The 22,433-nt window shown below is 46.7% G+C and carries 4 protein-coding genes; 1 reads left to right on the forward strand and 3 read right to left on the reverse strand.

Translation table 11 applies throughout. From position 1 onward, the window contains the following. Positions 1-23: 23 nt before the first annotated feature. Positions 24-1,049, forward strand: a complete 1,026-nt coding sequence (locus tag ACFI6L_RS14885) for a substrate-binding periplasmic protein (protein WP_462574318.1) — start codon at positions 24-26, stop codon at positions 1,047-1,049. A 224-nt stretch (positions 1,050-1,273) separates the two neighbouring features. On the opposite strand, the gene ACFI6L_RS14890 is transcribed toward ACFI6L_RS14885, so the two are convergent. The 3 genes from ACFI6L_RS14890 to ACFI6L_RS14900 form a co-directional block, all read right to left on the reverse strand. Next, entirely contained in the window at positions 1,274-3,997 is a 2,724-nt protein-coding gene (locus ACFI6L_RS14890; protein ID WP_075177826.1) for an ATP-binding protein, read from the reverse strand. Positions 3,998-4,179: 182 nt separating this feature from the next. Continuing rightward, entirely contained in the window at positions 4,180-4,950 is a 771-nt protein-coding gene (locus ACFI6L_RS14895; RefSeq protein WP_156086989.1) for an outer membrane beta-barrel protein, read from the reverse strand. Then, entirely contained in the window at positions 4,947-22,217 is a 17,271-nt protein-coding gene (locus tag ACFI6L_RS14900; RefSeq protein WP_462574319.1) for a tandem-95 repeat protein, read from the reverse strand. Before ACFI6L_RS14900 ends, ACFI6L_RS14895 begins: the two co-directional genes overlap by 4 nt. Positions 22,218-22,433: the final 216 nt, after the last annotated feature.

Genomic DNA, 22,433 nt, shown 5'->3' on the forward strand with positions numbered 1-22,433 from the left:
TGACGGCAGTTCGGAGTTCACCTTTGGTAAGATTCAGCGCGTTCTCGCTCTCTATTTTCACTCAACGTCTTTCTTTATTAGGCATAAGCCTAGTCCTTTGTTGTTTTAATGTTTCGCAATTACATGCCGCCCCTACCAAATTAGGTGCAGCTTCCTTCGAGACCTACATAAGCGACGATGGGGAGCCTGCTCGAGTTAACACACTGCTCGAAAAGGTGTTTCAGAAGGCGGAGTTGGATATCCAACTTCAGGTTATGCGACAAGCTTTTTTGGGCAGTTCTGTACTGACAGGTAAGCTAGACGGTGAATTTGCCTACGTTAATTTGGGCGAGGATAGCAGCAACTATGTTCTATCCGATATCTACTTACCCATTTACCTTTACGCGGTAAGCAAAGAGGCGGACGTTGAGGCAATAAAGCTTTTTCCTCATTTAAAAGACAACCGGGTCGCTATTGAAAATCGCTTTGCGAATACGCCCTCATTCAGACTGCTGAAAGATATAAAGTGGTCACGCAACCCCACTACGTTTGATGCATTTCGCCAACTTGCCGACGATAGAGCGCCTTACTTAATTACCACCCAGCTGCTTGCGCGCGAGCTAAACATACTGCTGGCTAACGATAATGAAGAAACCCTGCACTTTTCAGCAAAACCATTAGCAAAAACCGGATTTCAAATAGCTATCAGCAAAAATGTTGCTAACGCTGAAAGGATTATTGCGCAATTCAACCAGGCTGTGTCGACAATGCAGAATTCGGGGGAATTGAATCAGCCACTTGATTTAGCTTGGCTCACCAAAGATGTGAATGGCGATGGCGTTGCCGACTTTATCGGGCACAGCAACATAACTACCACGTCAGACTTGTTAAACACCGCCTATTCCCTTGACGGTAAACCTACATCTGAAGTCAGCGCATTTTATATTGACGGGGATAGATATGCATCGCTTGAGAAAGCCCGTGCTGCCCTTCCCGAAAAAGAAAGTTCGTCGCCCCGCGAGTCGCTGTTAGATAAAACCACCTACCAGCTATTACTCCGCCGCTGGTAGATGAATTTTGACTTCGGTGAACTTTAACTTTGAAAGGCATTAAATTAGGTAGAGAAGCACGAAGTCGACTACGCGACTTCTACACTACAAAGCATACCTGTCGTTGCTTAAACTAAACGGACTATTCAAAGGTATGCGTCAGCCTTGTTAACGTTCTATCTTCGCGCTCTATCTTCGTAATACCGCTGATCAAAGGTTGCAAAAAAGACGGGGAGTCGGCAGCGTTAGTGTGTCGTTTCTGGCAAGTACATTTCCAGAATAGTCAGCAATTCTTCGCCATCGACTGGCTTTGACACATAGTTGTTAAAGCCAGCTTTAAGTGCTTTAACGCGATCAGATGTATAGGCATAAGCGGTCAGTGCTACGGCATTAAGCTTTGCAATTTCTGGTATTTCACTGGCTCTTATTTTTAAAACTAAACCCAGCCCGTCCATTTCCGGCATACCAATATCCGATAGCAGAAGATCGAAGGCTTCTGGCATATCGTTAATTTCTTTCCATGCTAACAGGCCGTTCTTCACAACATTAACTCGCGCGCCGTTAGATTCTAGAAACAGCTTTATAAAATCACGGGCGTCTTGCTCATCTTCTGCGACTAAAATCCGTAAGCCGTTCAAACGCAAAGACTCAGTCAGGTCGCTAATTTCAGAGTTCTTAGTTTCAATAATGTCGTCGTGCAAATTAAGCGGCGCAATAGGCAGCGTTACGTAAAACGTTGTTCCTGTATTAGGTCCGTCGCTTTCAGCATAAATTTCACCACCGTGCATCTCTACTAAACTTTTCACAATAGACAGGCCTAAGCCCAACCCATGTTTGTTGTGCTCGTTTTTGCCTTGATAAAAACGTTCGAAAACATGAGATAGCTGCTCGCGCGTCATACCTTTGCCATTGTCTTTAACGCGGAAAAGGTAGTTCGAATGTTCTCTTCTACCTCTTACATGCACAGTACCGCCTTTCGACGTGAACTTAAGCGCATTGCTCAACAGGTTATTGATAACCTGTTTTATACGGAGATTGTCACCCAGAATTTGCGTGTGATCGTCTTCGCAATTTATCGATAGCTGAATATTCTTGCTCGCAAACCCAGCCTCAAAAGATTTAGCAACTTCAGATATTGACCCAGCGATATTAAGCGAATGGGTACTGAGCTTCATCGTACCTGAAATAATACGGGATAAATCGAGAATGTCGTTGATCAGTGCTGCCTGAGTTGATGCCGCGCGCTTTATCACGCCAAGGGCATCAGTCATTCTGTCCACATTGCCGACATCCATAAGCGCTAAATCGGTCCACCCCACAATGGAGTTAAGTGGTGAACGTAGCTCGTGAGAAATGCTGGCAAGAAACTGATCTTTCGCTTTATCCAGCTCTTCTAATTTACTAATTTGCTTATCGAGCGACGCTTTTAAGCTTAGCGCGTAAGGTATAAACAGATGATCAAAACCTTCAATGATTAGTTGGTCATCTTCGGTCCACTCTACCGATTCATCAGCGACACTTTGCAAATACATATCAAACGAATTACGAGGAGTAAGAGACTTTCCAATATCTTTTCTGGCTGCATCGCGACCCGCCCAACGAATGGTCTTGTCTTTCTGCTCCCTAAACCAAACCGTGTAGTAGCCCAGTTTTGAAGACACGCAGGAAATATACATGCCTCGAATGCCGTTTAGGTCGCCGCTATCTAAAATTTCATTTGTTAATCGGTTTATGGCAATGGACTGCTCAGAGCCGCTAATGGCAAATTTTTCGAGTAATTTTGCCAAGGTTTTCTCTGTGGGAGTCTTACCAACCAGATAGTTGCCCGTAGGGGTAACCACCGCCATACCGCACGAATCAGCAACATCCAGTAAGTCTCCTTCTTTCTGCGTGATGGCCTCAAGCGGGTTCGTGAATGAAGTAAGCTGATGAACAATATAGTTCAGCTTGCGTTGGCGAATTTGAAATTGCTCTTTCTTTTTATGCAGTGCTTTCGTGTGAAGCTGCCAGGCATAAAGGTGACCTAATGATTCGCAAACTAAACGTTTCTTCTGGTCGATGTAAGCAGGTTCACTGTTGTGGCATGCTAACAATCCCCACAGCTTACCCTCAAAAACAAGCGAAACTGAAAATGAAGAACGGATCCCCATATTTTTAAGGTAGGCAATGTGCATAGGCGAAACAGAGCGAACCATTGACATTGATAAATCCAATGGCGGACGTTCAGCCTCCTTAACCGAAGGCTTAAGGCCTATAACTTGCTCTTCTACATCGTAGACACAGCGCACTCGATTTTTTAGATACAGTTCACGGGCCTGACTAGGGATATCTGAAGCGGGAAACTTCAACCCTTTGAATGAGCGAGAATCTGCACTTGCGGCTTCACCAATCACTTCACCACAGTAGGTTTTGTCAAACTGATAAACCATGACCGAGTCGAAACCTATGTATTGCTTAAATACCTGAGCGATAGCATCGGCAACATCCCCTATGGAGTCACGGTCATCGACATTGGGTAACAATGCGCGAATATCTACATCCATTGGCACCCATTGCTGCGCCGCCTCAAAGCTTAGTTGAGGGGTTGGCTCAAGCTCTATAACCAACAGGCCATTTGAATCGAAGGCAACACCACTGCCCTCTTTCTCCCAATCTTTGAGATGGAGCGCATTTTCAGCAAACTTCCACTGGTAGGCGTGGCGTACATTTCCGCCTTTTACAGCATCGTGAATAGTCTGGAATGTGCGCGCTTCAGGAGAGGGAATGTCAATCAGTTCAGTGATAAGTGTTTCACCGGGAACGACGTCTACGTTGAACATGTCATTGATGTTCTCGCTCACCACCTGAATTTTTTTGGTACTAGGGTTAATGGCTATGACATACCCAAAACTTTGTACGCTTTCAATCAAGTGGATAGCTTCATCTTCACAGTTTTGAAGCGTTGTAGGGGTATTGTCAATTGTTTGCATTACTTTGCGCCAAGTATCAAGAAAGCGAACTTTCGTCGTGTGTTCCGTAGAGTAACCCACACGATAACAACTTATGGCTGAGAAAGCATGTTATATCGGAAAAGTAGATCTCAGGAAGAGAGGCGTTTCCCCTCCCTTCCTTGAGTTTGTTTGCGAGTAGTTTAGGCCTTAGACCGCAAATATTAAAACAAATAGCTAATGCCAACGGACGCGAGGTCAGTAGCATTATCATCTATGTCGTAACGTTCATACTCAATCGTTGCAACCCAATCATCGTGGATACGCCAGTTAGCGCCAATGCCATAGAACAAATCCGTGCCTTCATCATCAACGTCTTGAAGTAGGGCTGTATCCTCAAACACATCTAACGAATCGTAATTACCTTGCCAAAAATATAAGCCCACATGCGCATGTAAAAACCAGTCCTCATGACGTAAAAACTGATAGGCTACACTTAATGTATAGCCATCTACTGATGTTGGGCGAATACGCGATGTCTCGCTGAAAAAGCGAGATGGCTCGTTGGTCGTGGTTGAAAATGCTGCCGATACATCACCTAAATCGGTATAACCGACTTGAATAAAGCTGTTTTCGGTAATATTGGTACCTACTACCGCTTTCCACGCACTGCGGGTGTCATCAATATCTATGTCGAAGACATCAAAGCCTAGCTCTGCGGCTTCTTGTTGTACATCCCTTTCCTTGAAATCTCCTGATGCGCTCCCCCAACTCCCGCTTATGAAAAACTGTTTAGCCGTGCACTTTTCATATTCTTTAGAAAGTTTTGAGGCATCCTCTTCAGATAAGCATTGAGTTTTGCTAGCTAAAAAAGGGGAAGCATCCCTTTCTTTATTAGATTGCTGAGCCATGGCTGGAAATGAAAACATTGCTCCCATTGCAACAGCGCTAACAATCCCATACCTAAAAGTTCTATTCATCTTAGCTACGCTCACGCTTTTACTCCCTTTCTTTGCGCCACTAATAAGCGGCGCAGTGTCATAACAAATACCAGTAACATCAGCAGCATAGCGTTCATGCTACCACCGCCTCCGCCAGAGTTTTCAATTCTAACCGTCACGGGTTGAACAGTAATGGTTAGTCTACCCTCGCTCGTTCCGCCCTGTGTATCTTCAATAATATAGGTGACTACAGCATTGCCCGTAAATGCAGCAGGCGGCGTAAAGGTCAATGTATCGTCAGGGTTAACAGATACGCTACCGATTGATGCCTGGGCACTTACAACACGAATACTATCGCCATCTTCGTCGAAGTCGTTGGCAAGCACGTTAACGGTTACAGATTGGTCAACGTCTATCGTTACAGTATCGTCTACAGCCTGTGGAGGATTGTTACCAATAATGGTTACCGTAATTACACCCAGGTCTGAACCTCCGTTTCCATCACTGATACCATAATTAACAATCACTTCGCCAATAAAGCCAAGTGGAGGCGTGTATTCGATGGTATCCCCCGCTATCACAGCTGTGCCGAACGTGGTTGTAGCAGAGGTAATACGCAAGTCATCGCCATCAGGGTCTGCATCGTTACTTAAGGCTTCAATAGTTACAGACTCATCAACAATGATAGTTACTGCATCGTCATTTGCCACGGGTTGTGTATTGCCATTAAACATGACACTTACACCACCTGGGTCGACAATCGTACCGTTTACTAAACCGTCATCATCATCTACACCGCCATCAAGAATTTCTAACTGCACACACCAGTGCCCTTCAGTTAGGCCTTCTGTCCAGTAGTCACCGCCTGGAGGTGGGCAATAGCCTGGCTCACCTTCAACAGACCATAACCGGTTGTTCGCGTTTTCCGTAAACGTTACCCAACCGTTTTCAGGCGTGAACTTACGGTACACCGCATTTGCAGGTATTGGCTTAAGCTGTGGCATAACAATATTCAGCGTTTGACCCGCTTCAGGTAAACCATAGGCAATGAAATCGAAAATGCCGCCAATATTTGTCGCTTCTGGGTCAGGGACAATGTCATCGTCGCCGGCAATATCGCCATCAATGATTTTCGCGCCGCCGAGCTCACTACTTACAGAGAAGTTACCTAGGCGCAAGCAAACGCCTGGGTCACCTTCCACCATGTAGCCGTCAACAAACGCCACTTCTTGTGGAAGCACATTACACTCAGGCGTTGGATCTAGGTAATCCAAAATACCGTCTCTGTCACTATCTGCAAGGCCATCCACAACATCCGGCACGCCGTCACCATCACTATCAAGTTCAGCAGGTGTAGGTAACGCATCAACTACCTGAATGTATAAGGTATCCGAGTCTGTAAAGGCCGTGTCATCTGCGTCTGTGACCGTTGCACGAATTCGGTAAACCCCCACGTCCAAGCCACTTGGATCAAACGTAAAGGTGTCATTAACACTATCGGTATCTGCAATGTCTGCATCCAGTGATGTCCACACAAATTCATACTCATTGGTTGGGTCTGGATGGTCAACAGTAGAGGTGACTAACACGTCAGAACCAGTAGGGATAACGAGAATTCTTGATTCGCCGTCCTGCTCGGTAAACAGGTCAACATCAGGGTTCACGTTATCTTCGCGAATTGTAATTTCGTGAATGTACTTATTACCTATGTTAAGCACATCAGAAAGCTCAATTGTGATCGTCTCTATACCTTCAATATCCGCATCAGGGAACACATTGAAGCTCACCGTTATATCGCTACCTGATTCCATCACGATGACGCCATCAACCAGGTCATGGTCGCTGCTATCTGCCGTACCACTTACTGTATATGGAATTTCTAGCGGATATACTGGTGACGTACCGTTTAGATGAATGCCAAATTCAACTTCATGACCTTCCAGCACAACCTGATCTTTAGTGATAGAAACCAAAGGACGTACGCGTACAGCTTGGCTTGCCACAGAAGTTAAACCGTCTTCATCAGTCGCCTGCCAGTATGCGGTATTATTACCCGGCTCGTAGAAGATAAGGCCATCTACTAATGACACAGGTAACGGATTGCCAAATTTATCGACAGCCGACGCTACGCCAAGGTCGATTTTGGTAAATAGTGCATTAGCATCTACAAACACGTCTTCTGGTACTTCAATAACTGGGCGGTCGGCCAAATCATCAGGCATAACATCTACAATCACTGACGCTCGGGCAACCTCGCTTTGAGGGTCGGTGATGGTGTAGTCAATTACTATTTCACCGACAAAACCTTCAAGCGGCGTATAGGTAAGTGAATCGTCAGCCCAAGAAACGTCGCCTAATTCAACGCGGGCACCGATGATGCGTAATGTATCGCCATCAGCGTCAGAGTCATTGGCCAGTACATCAATTGCAACTGGGTTGTAGTTACCCAACGTTATCTCATCATCACGGGCAACCGGCGCATCGTTCACGGGGTTCACGTTGATGGTTACGGTACCTACGTTGGAGGTTTCCTCACCATCATTTGCGGTATAGGTAAAGCTTGTTGTGCCACTAAAGTCGGCTTCAGGTGCATACAATACGCTAGGCAAGCGACCAACAAGCTCACCGTCTGGTGATGTTACCAACTGGTACGTTAGCGCGTCGCCGTCTGCGTCACTACCCTGTAATCGAATTGGCAGTGTTGCGTCTTCTTCCATTGTGAACGTTAAGTCCATCACCGTTGGCGCATCGTTAGTGTCGATTACCGTTACCGTATAGGTCGCACACGCTTGCGCGCCCGAAGGGTCAGCCACACACACCGTAATGGTGGCAGTGCCGTGGAAACCATCTGCAGGCGTAAATGTCACAACACCATTGATGATTTCTACGGTGCCGTTAGTCGCTTCGGCACTAGCAATAGTGAGCGTATCACCGTCGATATCGTTTGCATTGGATAACACGTTAATACTAAGCGGCGTGTCTTGACTTGTAGATACTTCGCCACCTTCAAGGGTCGGTGCATCATTCACGTTTTCAACCGTCACCATAATTTGTGCAGTCGCTACACCGCCATTACCATCTGAAATGGTGTAGGTGATGATCGCCGTTCCAACAAAGTTAGGCAGCGGCGTGTAAACAATGTTTCCATCACTATTAATGGTTACCGTGCCCGAGTTAGCCGTTGCATCTGTGATGATTAACGTATCGCCGTCAATGTCAGCATCGTTGGCAAGTGCATTAATAATGACACTGCTGTCTTCACTTACATTAGCTTGGTCGTTGTTTGCTACTGGTGCGTCGTTAATAGCAACGATGACTACGGTAACCGTCGCGGTATCAGTACCACCGAAGCCATCACTGATAGTGTAGGTAAATGTTGCTTCACCATTTACATTGGCAACAGGTGTATAGGTAACAGTAGTGCCGTTATTGACCGCTACACTGCCGTTCTCAGTACTTGCCATGGTTACCGTTAGTACATCGCCGTCGACGTCGCTATCGTTTGTTAGTACGGTTACAGTAACACTGCCATCTTCGGTAACACTTGCTGTGTCATCAACGGCAACAGGGGCATCGTTCACCGCAGTGATAGTTAAGGTTACCTGCGCTGTATCAGTACCACCATGACCATCTGAAATGGTGTATTCAATAGTGACCACGCCGTTATAGTTGGCAGGCGCTTGATAACTTAATTCTCCGTTTGGCAACAAAATCACATTGCCTGTAGATGCTGTTACTTCGGTAATGGATAACGTATCGCCGTCTTCATCGGTATCGTTAGACAGCACATCCAAGGTTACCGCCTCGTCCTCTTGAGACGTAAAGCTGTCATCATTTGCAACAGGGATATTGTTCTCGGCAACGGTTAGCTCCAAGGTACCCGTTACCGTGCCGCCCATACCGTCTGACACGGTGTAGGTAACCGTTACTGTGCCTACGAAACCTTCAGGTGGCGTGTATGACACTAATCCATCAATAATAGTCGCCGTTCCAAAATCAGCCGATACTGAGGTAAGCGTAAGTGCATCGCCATCTGCATCGGTGTCATTAGCCAGTACGTCAACCTCTACCGCTTCGTTAAGCTTAATAGCCAGCTGATCGTCTTGAACGTCAGGAAGAGTATTGCCATTAACAAATGTGCCTACTCCACCAACAAAGCTAACCGCTCCATTGGTTGTAGCGTCAGCATCGTAACTTCCGCCATCGGTTAGCGTCAGCTTCACACACCAGCTACCTGCAACCAGACCTTCTTGCCATTCGCTACTATTCACGGTAGGACAGAAGCCTGGTGCACCTGGTGCTGAGTAAATCACTGCGTCGCCGTCTGCAATAACGTCGAACCAACCTAGCTCAGCAGTCCAGCTACGCATAAATGCGTCTTCTGGTACGGCATTGCGCTGCGGAATAACCACATCAAACTGTGCTTGATTAGACTGACTATTAACAACGTCGAAGTTAAACAGCCCACCAATATTGTTAGCTTCCGTATCTGTCGGAATGCGACTTGTTACTGCGCTATCATCAGCAAGTAGCAATACGCCAGCATTTGAAGTGCCACGGGTGTACTCACCCGCACTTACACATGTACCAGCGTTTGACTCAACAAGATATTGTGCGCTTTCACCTGCAATTTCTGGTGCTAGGGAACAGAGCGCAATGCTATCTAAGTAGTTAGGCACACCATCTAAGTCGGCATCACCTGCGCCTTCAATATTATCTGGCAGGCCGTCACCGTCGGTGTCAGCACCAGTAAGCTCGGGTAAGGTTTGTACCACTTCAATATAAATTGTGCGTGAACTTACAAGCGTGGGGTTTTCACTGTCTGCCACAAGTAGCGTAACCGCATAAACACCTGGCGCTACTAGAGCAGGGTCGAAAGTAAATACGCCATCATCACCTGAAACATTAGTAAGCTCTGATGATGAATTACTCCAGTCGTAGATAAAGTCAGCGGCTGGATTGGTGTGACTAATAGCCGCTAGAACGTCGACTAAACCCTCATTTTGGCCAACAGTTAACGTTGTCGTGTTACCTTGCTCAACTGACAGCGCTACAACTGGGGCCACTGGTGCTTCTGCAATTGTTGTGGTCTGCGACGCTTTTTCTCCGACATTTACGTTCTCGTTTAGCGTTACGATTACCGTTTCGCCGTCATCGATAATCGTGTCGGGGATAATATTGAATTTAACTGTGGCCTGTGTACCGCTCTCAATAGTGACAGTGCCAGAGATAAGGTCGTGATCACTCGTATCTGCAGTACCTGAAACCGTGTAGCTCACTGTTACTGGGTAACTAGGTGCATCGCCGCTTAACAGTACATCAAAACTTGCTGCACCACCCTCGGTTACAACCACATCATCACTTAATGACACTTGAGGGTTTACGCGGATAGTTTGACTAACCGTTGTCGTATTGCCTTCATCGTCAGTTGCCTGCCAGTAAACAGTATGTAGCCCTGGCGTAAAGCGGGTTTGACCGTTCAATAAGGTCACTGGTAATGATTGACCGCGAGATGTGGTAGCCGTTGCAACGCCCAAGCCTACAAGCGTAAGGTATCCGTTCGCGTCAACTTCAATATCAGCTGGCGCAATTACTCTCGGGTTTGCATCGTTGCGGGTTACGGTGCGCACTACGTTCACCACAACATAGGATGTTGATGTTGCACCTGAAGGATCGACAATCGTGTACTCTATCTGTACCTCTCCTGAAGTGCCTTCACCTGGCGTAAACACCAATGCATTATCGATAATTTCTACGCTACCAAAATCAGAGTTTGCACCAACGATACTTAGCAGGTCGCCTTCGATATCGCTATCGTTTGCTAGTACATCAATAGTTACACTGTTCTGATCTGTCGCTTCAGCTAAATCAGCAACGGCGACAGGCGCGTCGTTCACGGCCACCACATTCACTGTGATATTGGCAGTGTTCGAATCTTCTTGACCGTCGTTCGCTTTATAGCTGAACAGTACCGTACCGTTGTAATCTTCTGGAGTAACGTACAGCAAAGAAGGAGCAGAACCTAACACTTCACCTGTTGGCAACGTTACCAATTCAAACGTTAAAACGTCTTCGTCTGCGTCGGTACCCGTTAGCGTGATGGGTAGGCTATCCCCTTCGTAAATGGTGAACTCGAGATCTTCAACGACTGGACCAATGTTTGTATACACCACTGTAACGGTAATACGCGCACAAGCCTCTTCGCCCTCAGCATCTTGAATACAAACATCGATGGTTACTTCACCGGAATAATCTTCAGACGGCGTATAAACCAGTTTGCCGTCAACAATTTCAACCGTGCCGTCTGAAGATGTGGCGCTAACGATAGTATGCGTATCATCTGTATCTACATCTTCAACATTGGCGATAACATCGATAGTTAATGCTTCATTTTGGTTCGTTGCAGCAGTGAAATCAGCAAGTGTAGGTGCATCGTTAACTGCGGTAACCGTTACAACAAGCGTACCTGTTGCTGTTGCTCCATTGCCATCAGAAACCGTGTAGGTAATGGTTGCCGTACCATTGAAGTTCTCATCTGGTGTGTAGCTTACTTGGCCACCTTGAATAGCGACTGAACCTTCGTCAACGGTTACGTCTGAAATAGTCAGTACGTCTTCGTCAATGTCAGAGTCATTCGCGAGCACGTCGGTAACAACAGAGCCATCTTCCTCGACTGCGGCCGTATCATCCACCGTTACCGGTGTATCATTAACCGGGTTAACGGTAACAGTGATCGTTGCTGTATCAGTGGCACCATTACCATCGCTTACCGTATATGACACTGTCGCTTCGCCATTAAAATCAGCATTTGGCGAGAAAGTAACCTGGCTATCTGCCGTGATCACTGCACTACCCTGCGCTGACGAGGCCACCGAAACTGAAAGCACATCTTCATCTATATCAGAGTCATTGGCGAGAACAGCTACTGTTACTGAAGCGTCCTCATCAACAACAGCGGTGTCGTCCAAAGCGATAGGAGCATCGTTCACCCCTTCTACCGTAAAGCTAATGCTGGCAGTGGCGGTACCGCCATTTCCGTCTGAAATAGTGTAGGTGGCGGTTGCCGCCCCATCAAAATCAGCAGGTGGTGTATACGTCACACTGTTATTTGCATTAACTGTAATAGTCCCCTCAGATGCGCTAGCAGATGTCACGCTTAATTCATCGTTGTCAACATCTGTATCATTGTCTAATACAGCAAGCGTAGTGCTTGAATCTTCGGTAACTCTTCCGGCATCATCATTAGCTACTGGTGCGTCGTTAACTGGCGCCACCGTTACTGTGACTGTCGATGAGGCGCTACCACCAGCACCATCCGATACACTGTAAGTTATCGTGGTTGTACCGTTGAAGTCGGCACTTGGCGTAAAGCTAAGCGTATTATCGCCGGTAATAGTTGCAATGCCTTGACTGCTGCTTGCAGCCGACAGTTGCAACGTGTCGCCGTCAATATCACTGTCGTTCGAAAGCGCATTAATAATTACCGTTTCGTCTTCCTGTACACTCGCCGTATCTGCAATAGCTACCGGATTGTCATTTACTGGGTTTACCGTAATTGACACTGTTGCTGAATCAGAGCCGCTGTTTCCATCAGAAACGGTATACGTCACTGTTGCAGCACCGTTATAGTCGGCATCCGGCGTGTACAAAAGATTACCATCGCTATTAATGGTTGCCGTACCAGTACTAGCATTAACAGCAGTTAACTCAAGGGTATCGTTGTCTACATCTGTATCGTTAGCAATAACGTTAACCACAACGCTGCTGTCTTCATCAACGCTAGCTGTATCATTATTCGCAACGGGGGCATCGTTAACGTTTACAACCGTCACTGCTACCGTTGAATTAGCGCTGCCGCCAGCACCATCTTCGATGGTGTAAGTAATAGTGGCGCTGCCGTTGTAATCAGCGTCTGGCGTGTAGTTCACCTGGTTACCTACAACATGCACACTACCGGTTGTCACAGAGGCGCTCGCCACACTTAAGGTGTCGCCGTCAACATCGGTATCGTTAGCAAGTACATTAATGCTAACCGACTCGTCTTCATTGACACTTGCGGTATCTGGATTAGCGATTGGGTTGTCGTTTACCGCTGCAATAGCTACAGACACCGACGCATTGTCACTGCCGCCGTTACCGTCTGTTACCGTATAGGCTACTGTGGCACTGCCGTTGTAATCTGCCGCAGGCGTAAACACCACATTGCCATCGCCATTAACTACTGCACTACCATTGGTTGCCGATACACTTGATACGCTTAATGCATCGTTATCAATGTCGGTGTCGTTAGCCAATACATTAATAACTACCGCTGTGTCTTCGTTCGTGCTGGCCGTGTCGTCGCTTGCCACTGGTGCATCGTTGACGTTAGTAACATTAATAGTCACCGTACCTGATGCCGTACCACCTGCACCGTCACTAATGGTATAAGTTACGGTTGTTGCGCCATTAAAGTCGGCCGTAGGTGTAAAGGTAATATTGTTTCCGCTAAAGGTTACTGAACCATTTGGCGATGCTGCATTGGTGATCGACAACGCATCGCCATCTACGTCAGTATCGTTAGTCAAAACATCAATAATTACGCTGCTGTCTTCGTTCACCGTCCCTGAATCAGGGTTAGCTATTGGCGCGTCATTTACCGCATTAACCGTTACCGATACAGAAGCTGAATCGGTTCCGCCATTTCCATCAGAAACCGTGTAATTAAGTGTAACAGGGCCATTGAAATCGGCCGGCGGCGTATAAAGAACATCGCCATTTGAATTTACGGAGGCCACACCAGCGCTTGCCGACACCGCAGTAACACTTAGGGCATCTCCATCTACGTCACTGTCGTTAGCTAACACATCAATAATTACGTCATTATCTTCGTTAGTATTCGCACTGTCGTCTGCGGCTACCGGAGCATCGTTATCTGCTTGCACGTCTACCGTTAGATTCGCGCTATCACTGTTCCCATTTCCATCAGAAATGGTATAGGTCACAAGTGCTGGACCGTTAAAGTCTTGTGCAGGCGTGAAGGTGATGTTGCTTCCCGCAAACGAAACCGCACCGTTGCTAGAATTAGCCGCTGTGATAGACAGTGTATCGCCATCCACATCGGAATCATTTGCCAAGACATTCACTATCACTTGTGTGTCTTCAGTGGTATTGGCTGAGTCGGCCTGTGCTACAGGCGCATCTTGAACATTGTTTACCGTAAATGTTGCTGTGGCGGTGTCGCTACCGCCTGCGCTATCGGTAAGGATGTATTGCACGGTTTCGGTGCCGAAGAAATCAGCTGCCGGCGTGTAAATCAAGTTCGCGCCATCTGTAGTTACCGTACCGCCGTTACTTGGCGTAGCTACAGAGGTAATGCTAATGCTTTGGCCATTGTCAGCGTCGCTATCATTGCTGCGGGCCGCTAACGTATTGCTGGTTGTATCTTCATCTACAGTGAAACTATCGTCATTCGCTGATGGTATACGGTTAAGTAAGGTTACCGTCACGTCGTTAGCATTTAATGACTGAGGCTGAGCTGCGCCATCAACGTAGCTAAGCGCAGAAGAAATGTTTAAATCTTGGGTAGCCGCACTGGGCACTAGGGCGCTGGTGTCTAGCTCAACGCTAAACACATAGGTTTCAGTGTCACCATCATTATCGCTATTTACAATACTGCCTAAATCAAGCGTTAGCGTATTGTTAGACACACTAATATTGCCGTTCACGTTAACCGCTGTGCCGCCAGCAGCACTGTTTATACTTGCTGGATTGACACCTGAAGAAAGGCCAGTATTGAAGGTACGAGCAAGTTCCCCCGCCCCTGCGAGCAATGAAACATTAGCAGGTAAGGTAACGCTTAAGCTTAAATCGTCTGTTGTCCCCTTAGGTACAGTAACGGTTTGTGTAAGGGTTAGTGTTTCGCCCTGCACAAAATTGTTACCAGATGTACCACCATCACTGGTATCGGTAAGGGCAAAGGTTGGCGCAGATACGGTTTGCGCTTGTGAAGTAACCGGAATAAGCAGAGCATTCTCGCCATCAGAAGCGTTACTGTCGTTGTCGCTTAACTGGTTGGCGCCGAGGTTGTCACCGCTAAACAGCGCTTGAACTGAAAATACGGTGTTGTCAGCTGCATTAGCATCTAGCGTTAGCACCACAGAAGCGGTTACCGTTTCACTTGGGGCAATTCCGCCCACGTTAACGTCAAACGGCGTTTCGCTTACTACAACGCCTTGGCTGGTAACAGCTGTATTAGCTACTACGCTTAAGCCCGCATTAACCGGCTGAGTAAACGAAACGTTTTCTGCAATCGCTGAACCTTGATTGGTTGCCTCGGTGTAAATGCGTACGCTGTCACCTGGATCAACAACCCCATCACCGTCTACATCGTTAACAAGTTCATAGTATTGAATAATCTCTAGTTCTGGCGTGCCCGCGCCCGTCGATGCACTGAACGTGAGCGGCTGGAATCCATCGCTATCTGCACGGTTATTATCTGCATAGACAGTATCAGTTTCGTCACTCGTTGCTTCACCTTGTAGCGAGAAGCTTTCGTTTGCGGCATTGCCGTTGAAATCAACCAGCGGTGAATCGATGGTAACATCAAAAGAAACCGTTTCACTGGCGCCAGCTGCTAGCGTGATAAAATCTGCGCTTAGTGAACTACCTATTACACTAACCGTATGTCCACCGCTTACCTGCGCCGAATTAGCGACGTAAGTAAGACCTGCGGGTATAGCGTCACTTAGGGCAATGTTTGATAGCGCTTGGCTACCCGTATTTTCAAGTAAATACGTAATGGTTAACGTATCATTAGGGCTAATGACGTCATTGGTATCAGCATCGGTTGATAGACGTACCAGTTGAGTAATATCTAAATCTGCTGTGTTTGCTGGTGTGCCCACTCTGAAGGTGTTTGCCTGGTCGCCGTTTACATCGTTACCATCGGCGTCAGTTGGCTCTGCTACTGTGTCAGATGAATCCACACTACCTTGTAGCGAGATTAACGTGTTGTTAGCCACATTGGCATCAACAAGCAACTCGAATGTAATGGTTTCAGATTCACCAAATGCCATATCGCCAACATTTACCGTGATGCCGGCATTATCATCAAGGGTGCCTTTCGTCGTTGTCGCGGACCCTGCTACATAGTTTGTATTTGCAGGAATCCCATGAGTAAATACAACGTCAGTGGCTGTGGCACTATCGCTTTCATTAGTTAGCGTTGAAGTGACTAATACGGTATCACCAGCATCAATGAAACCATTACCATTGACATCATCAGATAGCACAACTGATTGCGTTGCACCGATAAATGCCGCGATATCACCTGTTACGTTAATTGAGTCGGCAAAGCTGTAATCACGTTCGTCAGCTGTGTCGCCGCTCATTGAGCTATATGCACCATTTGTCAACCCAATAGATAGCGCGTTCCCCACATCAGCGTCGCTATCGACGGTGAACTGAAGGGTTACTTGTTTGCTGCCTTCGACCAGCGTGATACTGCCCATATCTACAACAAGTAGCGTAGGCGCCGTATCATCTATCGTACCTTGCCCCATGAAGCTATTTGCTACATAAGTAAGACCGCTAGGAACTGATACGTTAAATGTGGTCTCAAACGCGTCGGCAAAACTAGAGTTGTGGCCTACGTCAATAGTTAGGGTAAAAGTATCCTCCAACGATACCGAGGTTTTATCGAGCGTCATTGTTGAGTCTAAATTTGGCTCAACGATATCGATCTCGAGAGTAGATGGACCTGCGCTTTCACCGCCACCTGATGCATTCACACTATTAGTAAGTGTTGTACCCTGCGCGTTGCCTACTTCGTTTTCTACAACACCGGTAAAAGTAACCGTTATGTAATCATTGGCGCTATCGCCATCAGCGGTATTACTCACAGTGCCAAAATCAACCGTGACATCGTTGCCTGAAACACTAGCCGTTGCAGCGCCGTCATAGCTAATTTGCGCTGGGCTGTTAATACTAATACTGTCAAAGCGAATGTCCGCTGGCAGCGTGTTTACAATAGAAACACCGTCAATTGTGCCTTCCACTAAATCGATACGCGCATCAATAGAAACCGACTCTCCCACTGCGAAATCATTATCGCTATGTGTAGCATTAAGTGCAGATTGAATAGCCAGTGTGTTATCTACCGTTACATTACTACTAGCTGTTTCACGGTAGTTATTTAGCGCAGTGTCATCATCGTCGTCTGTACCATCTGCGCCACTACGTCCGTTTAGACCACTGCCGTTCAACTGACTGTTATAGGTTGCTTCAACTGCATTAGTTAGCGTCTCACCAGCGCTTGCTTCGTTGGCCATTACGACGCTGTATTCGACGGTAACGCTTGCAAGAGCTGGTAGATCGAATGCTGCAACCGACAGCGTATCGCCAGTGTTAGTCGTAGTAGTCTCACTGACATCACTTGCGGTCAGTGCTGTGTTCGTGCCGGTTAGTACTGCCTCATCACTCGGGTTAGTTAGCGTTATCGCAGAGAAGGTAACACCAGAGCCGCTGCCGTCAGGCCCTCCAAGTAACTCTGTAGGCATCACATCTTCAAAGGTCACGGCATACGCGCTTGCTGTATTCCCCGTGTTGGTTACCACTGTGCGATACGTTACCGTATCACCGCTATCACTTGATGTCGCACCTGCAATGATGGTTTGCGTAATAGATAAATTCGGCTCGATAACATCCACGTCAACGTTCGCAGAAGGTGCTGGCGAGCTCACGTCTTGGTAGCTAAGTGAACCGGTACTGGTTAGCGTTATTCCACCTTGGTTAATTAAGATATTGGCGACTTCAACAGGTACTGCAATAGTGACTTGTTGAGACGTTGAAGCGCTGTTGGTGATGGTACCAAAATCCAACACGACCGGATCGGTCCCTTGAGCAGGGACGGTATTAGGTGTATTTGTGCTGGTAAAATCTGACACTGGTGTTGTAATGGTAATGGCGTCGCCGGTATATGTTAAGCCTGAAGGAAGATCTAACGTATAAACAAAGTTGTCTGTTGTACCTGTCGGTATAGAGAAACTTGCCGTTAAATCAACCACAGTTCCAATAGCAGCATCGGCTGCAGTAGTCGTTAACGTAAGCGTGGGCGCATTGGCGGTCACTGATGCCATAGCAGAATCAGCGATATCGTTAACGTTTTGGCCTGAGTCGTTATTCGCGCCGCTACCAGTACGTTCACCGGTATCTGAACCGGCTGCGCCTGGCGTCGCATTTCCAGTACCTGATGCACCTGGCAAAGACGTTGCCGAAGTTGAAACGGTATTGGTGACGGTTTCTTCAAATGCAATATCAAAATTGACCTGAGCGGTGTACACAACGGTGACGCTTTCGCCCGCTTCCAGGTAATCAATATTGCTGGCCGGGCAACTAACGTTATTTGACTCAACCGTTAGTTCATTGCCGCTAACGCTTGCACAGGCTGATACATCTATGCCCACGCCTCTTGAATGCGTTGCGCTTACTAATGACACACTGTTAAACCGTGCAGGTACGTTGTCGTTGATGTACCAGTCATACGCACGCGATACGGCAGTTCCCGACGTATTTGTTAACGTAACGGTGAATGTTACTTCGCTTCCACCATCTACAGTTGATGGCGAAGCTGTTTTAGTTACGGTTAGGTTTGGCTCTGCAATACGAATATTCTGAGTCGTGTTGTTACTTTGATTTGTGCTGCTTTGGTTAAGGTAGTTTACTTCCCCCGTTACCGTCTTGTTGTTAGTGCGGTTGTTGTCACTCGTGTTTTGGGTAAGTACATCAAGGGTTACCGTAATACTTTCATCACCCGCATCGTTGTCATTATTTGTAACATCACCTAAATCGAAAACAACCGACTGCCCATTAATGACAGGGGTAATGGAGGTATTTGAAGCAGTGATCGACACGCCGTTTGCAGTTGTAAAGCCCGTATCAAATGTTCCGCGAATTAAGGCAGTGCCCGCTTGATAGGCCATTCCAGCAGGCAGAATAACTTCGATAATGTCCTGATTAGCAGTTTCTAGCGTCTGTCCCTCTGGTACGACAGTTGTAAACGCGTAGGTAAGCACTTCCCCTATAGCCGATTCACGAGTACCTGAATCACTCGTAAAAGTTTCTGAAGAAGCTATCAACGTAATATTGTCAGCTGAAATTGCTCTTGTGGCCGTGGTACCTGTGCTACTGGACTGAGAGTCACGCTCAACGGCTTGTTCGCCTGTTTGGCTATCACCTGTAGCTTGCGCGGTAATATCAAAAGAGGAACCAGTCTGTGCACCTGCTTTTACTTCAGCAGTATAAGTGAACTGCACGCTATCACCAGCGGCTAGCTCCGTACCTGAATACGTTACTCTTTCTGGTGTAGTTTGTAGTGCATAAGTAAATCCAATTGGGGTTGTCCCTTCGGTGACATTGGTGAAAATATCAGTATTAACATTGCTGACCACTTCAACATCATAAGCGGTAGCTGTACCTGTATTTTCAACGTTAATGGTTACAGTTACCGTATCACCTGCTTCTACGCCAGAGCTAGGCGACACGCTTGTTGTTGCACTTAACACATGTTCAGCAAACTGATTAGTTGACGTAGCTGAAGCGTTGTCGGTGGTATTGTTGGTTCCCGCATTTACCTGCAGCTGCTTGCTTTGCGTTGACGTTGTAGCGGCATTTTGTGTGACGTCTTGCACCAAGGCTTCAAGCGTAATTGAAAATGTATTATCGCTTGGATCGTTATCATTATTAGTGGTTGTACTGCCGTTAAACACAGCTCTAACCGTTTGCCCGCTTTCGACAGTTCCCGACGATGTCACGGTTGGGCTGGCACTTACGGTTCCGTCAAAACCTGTTGAATTTACCGTTAACGTATTGCTGTATTCAAAGCCAGCAGGGAGCGTCATATCTACTGTTAAGTCATTCGTTGTGCCCTCTGGCAAAGTCACGTCTACCCGATACTGTACGGTATCACCTACCACAACATTCCCCGTGGGGCTTACTATTGTTGAAGCAATAGCAATATCTGAAACGGTGACAAATGCGTCATCTGACTGCGGATCAAAGGTCGCAGCCTGCCCCTGTGCAGAAGCCCAATCAATCGTCGCTTCAGACGTGATGACATCGTTAGGCTCTGCAGTTTGTGCAATATCTTGAGTGAAAGTAAGCACGTAAACTTCACCTGCGGCGAGGTTCTGTATGCTGTAAGTACCATCTGCTAGTGAGCCGCTGCCCAAGGCTACACCATTCCCATCGACTGTTGCAGATACAAGGCTCTGCGAAGCCACGCCAGAAACGATAGGAACACTGGCGGTGGTGTCAAATGATGTAGCACCACCTTCGTTAGTTACTGTTAAGGTGTACTGAATCGTATCTCCGGCATCTACATTTCCTGCAGAAGTAGCAAGTGAAACGGTCAATTCTGGAGCACGAACAAGAATTTTAGCTGACTTAAGATCGGCAGTGATTGCATCAGGCGTATTGGTCGAAGTACCTTGGAATAAGTTCGCCAATTCCAACCCATCAGCATAGGGCTTATCGGTTACCTCAACGGTAAAATCAACTTCTAGTACTTCAGCTTGGGTTGTTGAGATACTGCCCCAGTCTAACGTTACGCTGTTTTCAGCAGATGATACCGTGATTGTAGGTGTGAGGGTTGTTACCGTATTTTCAGCGGTATAAGAAAAGCTGGTGTTGCTCGCAATATTTGAATTTGTATCGACAGTCGTTTCTGGGATTAAGAAAACGGGCAAAGGAAGAAAATCTACAAATACAATGTCGTTAGTATCGCCAGAAGGAATATCCATGCGCAAACGATAGGTAACGCTTTCACCCGGTGCGTACTGTAATAGTTGTGTGGTTGTATCGCCGTTACCGTCAACAAGAAATTTAGAGGTACGAATACCCTCAATAGAGACCGAAGCACTTGAGCCTTCCAAGCAGCTCGACGCACCACTTGCTACGTTATATTGTGCACTTTGAGAAAACGACAGTGAATCGTTAGCAACGACAGGGGCATTACTATCAACCCCTGTGTAACCACCAACGTAATTTTGCTGAATATCTACGGTGTAAGAAACCGTCAAAACGCTTCCCCCCGGAAGCGTGCCTGTTGCGTTAGTAACGTTGTAAGTGATGGCCTCATTTTGACTGGCATCAGTACTTGAAGCAGGCCTCGTTATGTTAAACGTACTTCCATCATAGTTAACCGTGATATCAGATGAAAAATCGACGCCATCGGCTATGGTGTCGTTAAGAATTAAAGAGTCTACCGATACGTAATCAGAAATTTGGATTGAGTTAGTAACGGTAAGTGTGTTTCCGGGACTTGACTCTCCTGTATTTACACCTTGCTGTATTGCAACATGCTTTGCCGTAACCGTGTCACTGCTAGAAACCTGGGTAAGCCCATTGCCGTTAAAACTCGCATTAAAGTCAAGCGGATGCACAATACTTGACGCACTGCACTGCTGCGCATTCAGGACATTAATAAAATGCATGGGGTAGCTCACGCGCACATCATTTGCACTGCTTGTTCCCGTAGCAGAAGCACACGAAACATCTAAAATGCCACCAGTACTGGATGTAGAAGGTTCACTATCTATAGCGCACCCAGTTCCACCAGTTATCGTAGCTTGAGCGCTATACTGAACACCATTGTCTAAAACATCTGTGAACTGTAAGCTGTCTATCGTAGGGCCATTTGCAACATCTACCGTATGTGTAACGGTTGCTGAAAAACTAGGGCCCGCAGCAAGCTCGTTTTCCGCAGCAGAGCTTTGCGTAGTTACTTGGTAGAGGGCTGCCTCAACCGACGCACTTTGCGTTGTTCCTACTATTGGGCCGTTATCACCTGTTGCTGTGTCACCAAATTCATAAACAGGCGTTACCTCGATAGCAAACGCTTCCGCTGGCGTTGCATTGCTGTCTATAGTGAAACAAACATTGGTAGTTAGATCAGGGCCATTGGTTACAACCGAACCCACTGGGATATCTACCGTTGAAAAACTGAACCCTTCGGTGCCCGCAACGGTTTGCGCATTGATAGGATCTTCGAGTTCATTGTTGTTCGCAACGGTGTCAAACGTGCCGACATTAACCGTAGCGCTGTTACTTCCTATAAACGTCGCACCGTTAAATGTTAAGTCAGCATCATGAATAACGCGAAGATAAGGGCCATACCCTGTTGTACCTGAGTTAATTAACGGTATGTCGTAACAAAATGACTCCCCTATAAACGCACTTTGCGGCGGTGAGTTTGTGATAATCGGTGTTGCAGCAAAGACAACTTGAGCTGTGCTTAGAAATAGCGATGCGGTAATGAGGGCTTTGGACAATGTGCGGATCATGTCTTTCCTTTCATTCAATTTATTGAGGCCGAGCAAAACCTCTACTCACTGTTACTTTTCCAATTACCTCTGCTAGAAACGTTAAAATAATGTAAACAACTTCCAAACAAAGACTTTGAAACCTAGTTCATGAAATTCAAATTCGCCAACTAACAAAACGATTTTTTGAATAATAAAAACCTAATATCTTTTTATAAGTTAGTAGGTTACGAACGT

It is taken from the genome of Alteromonas sp. G4i35 (assembly GCF_054960375.1).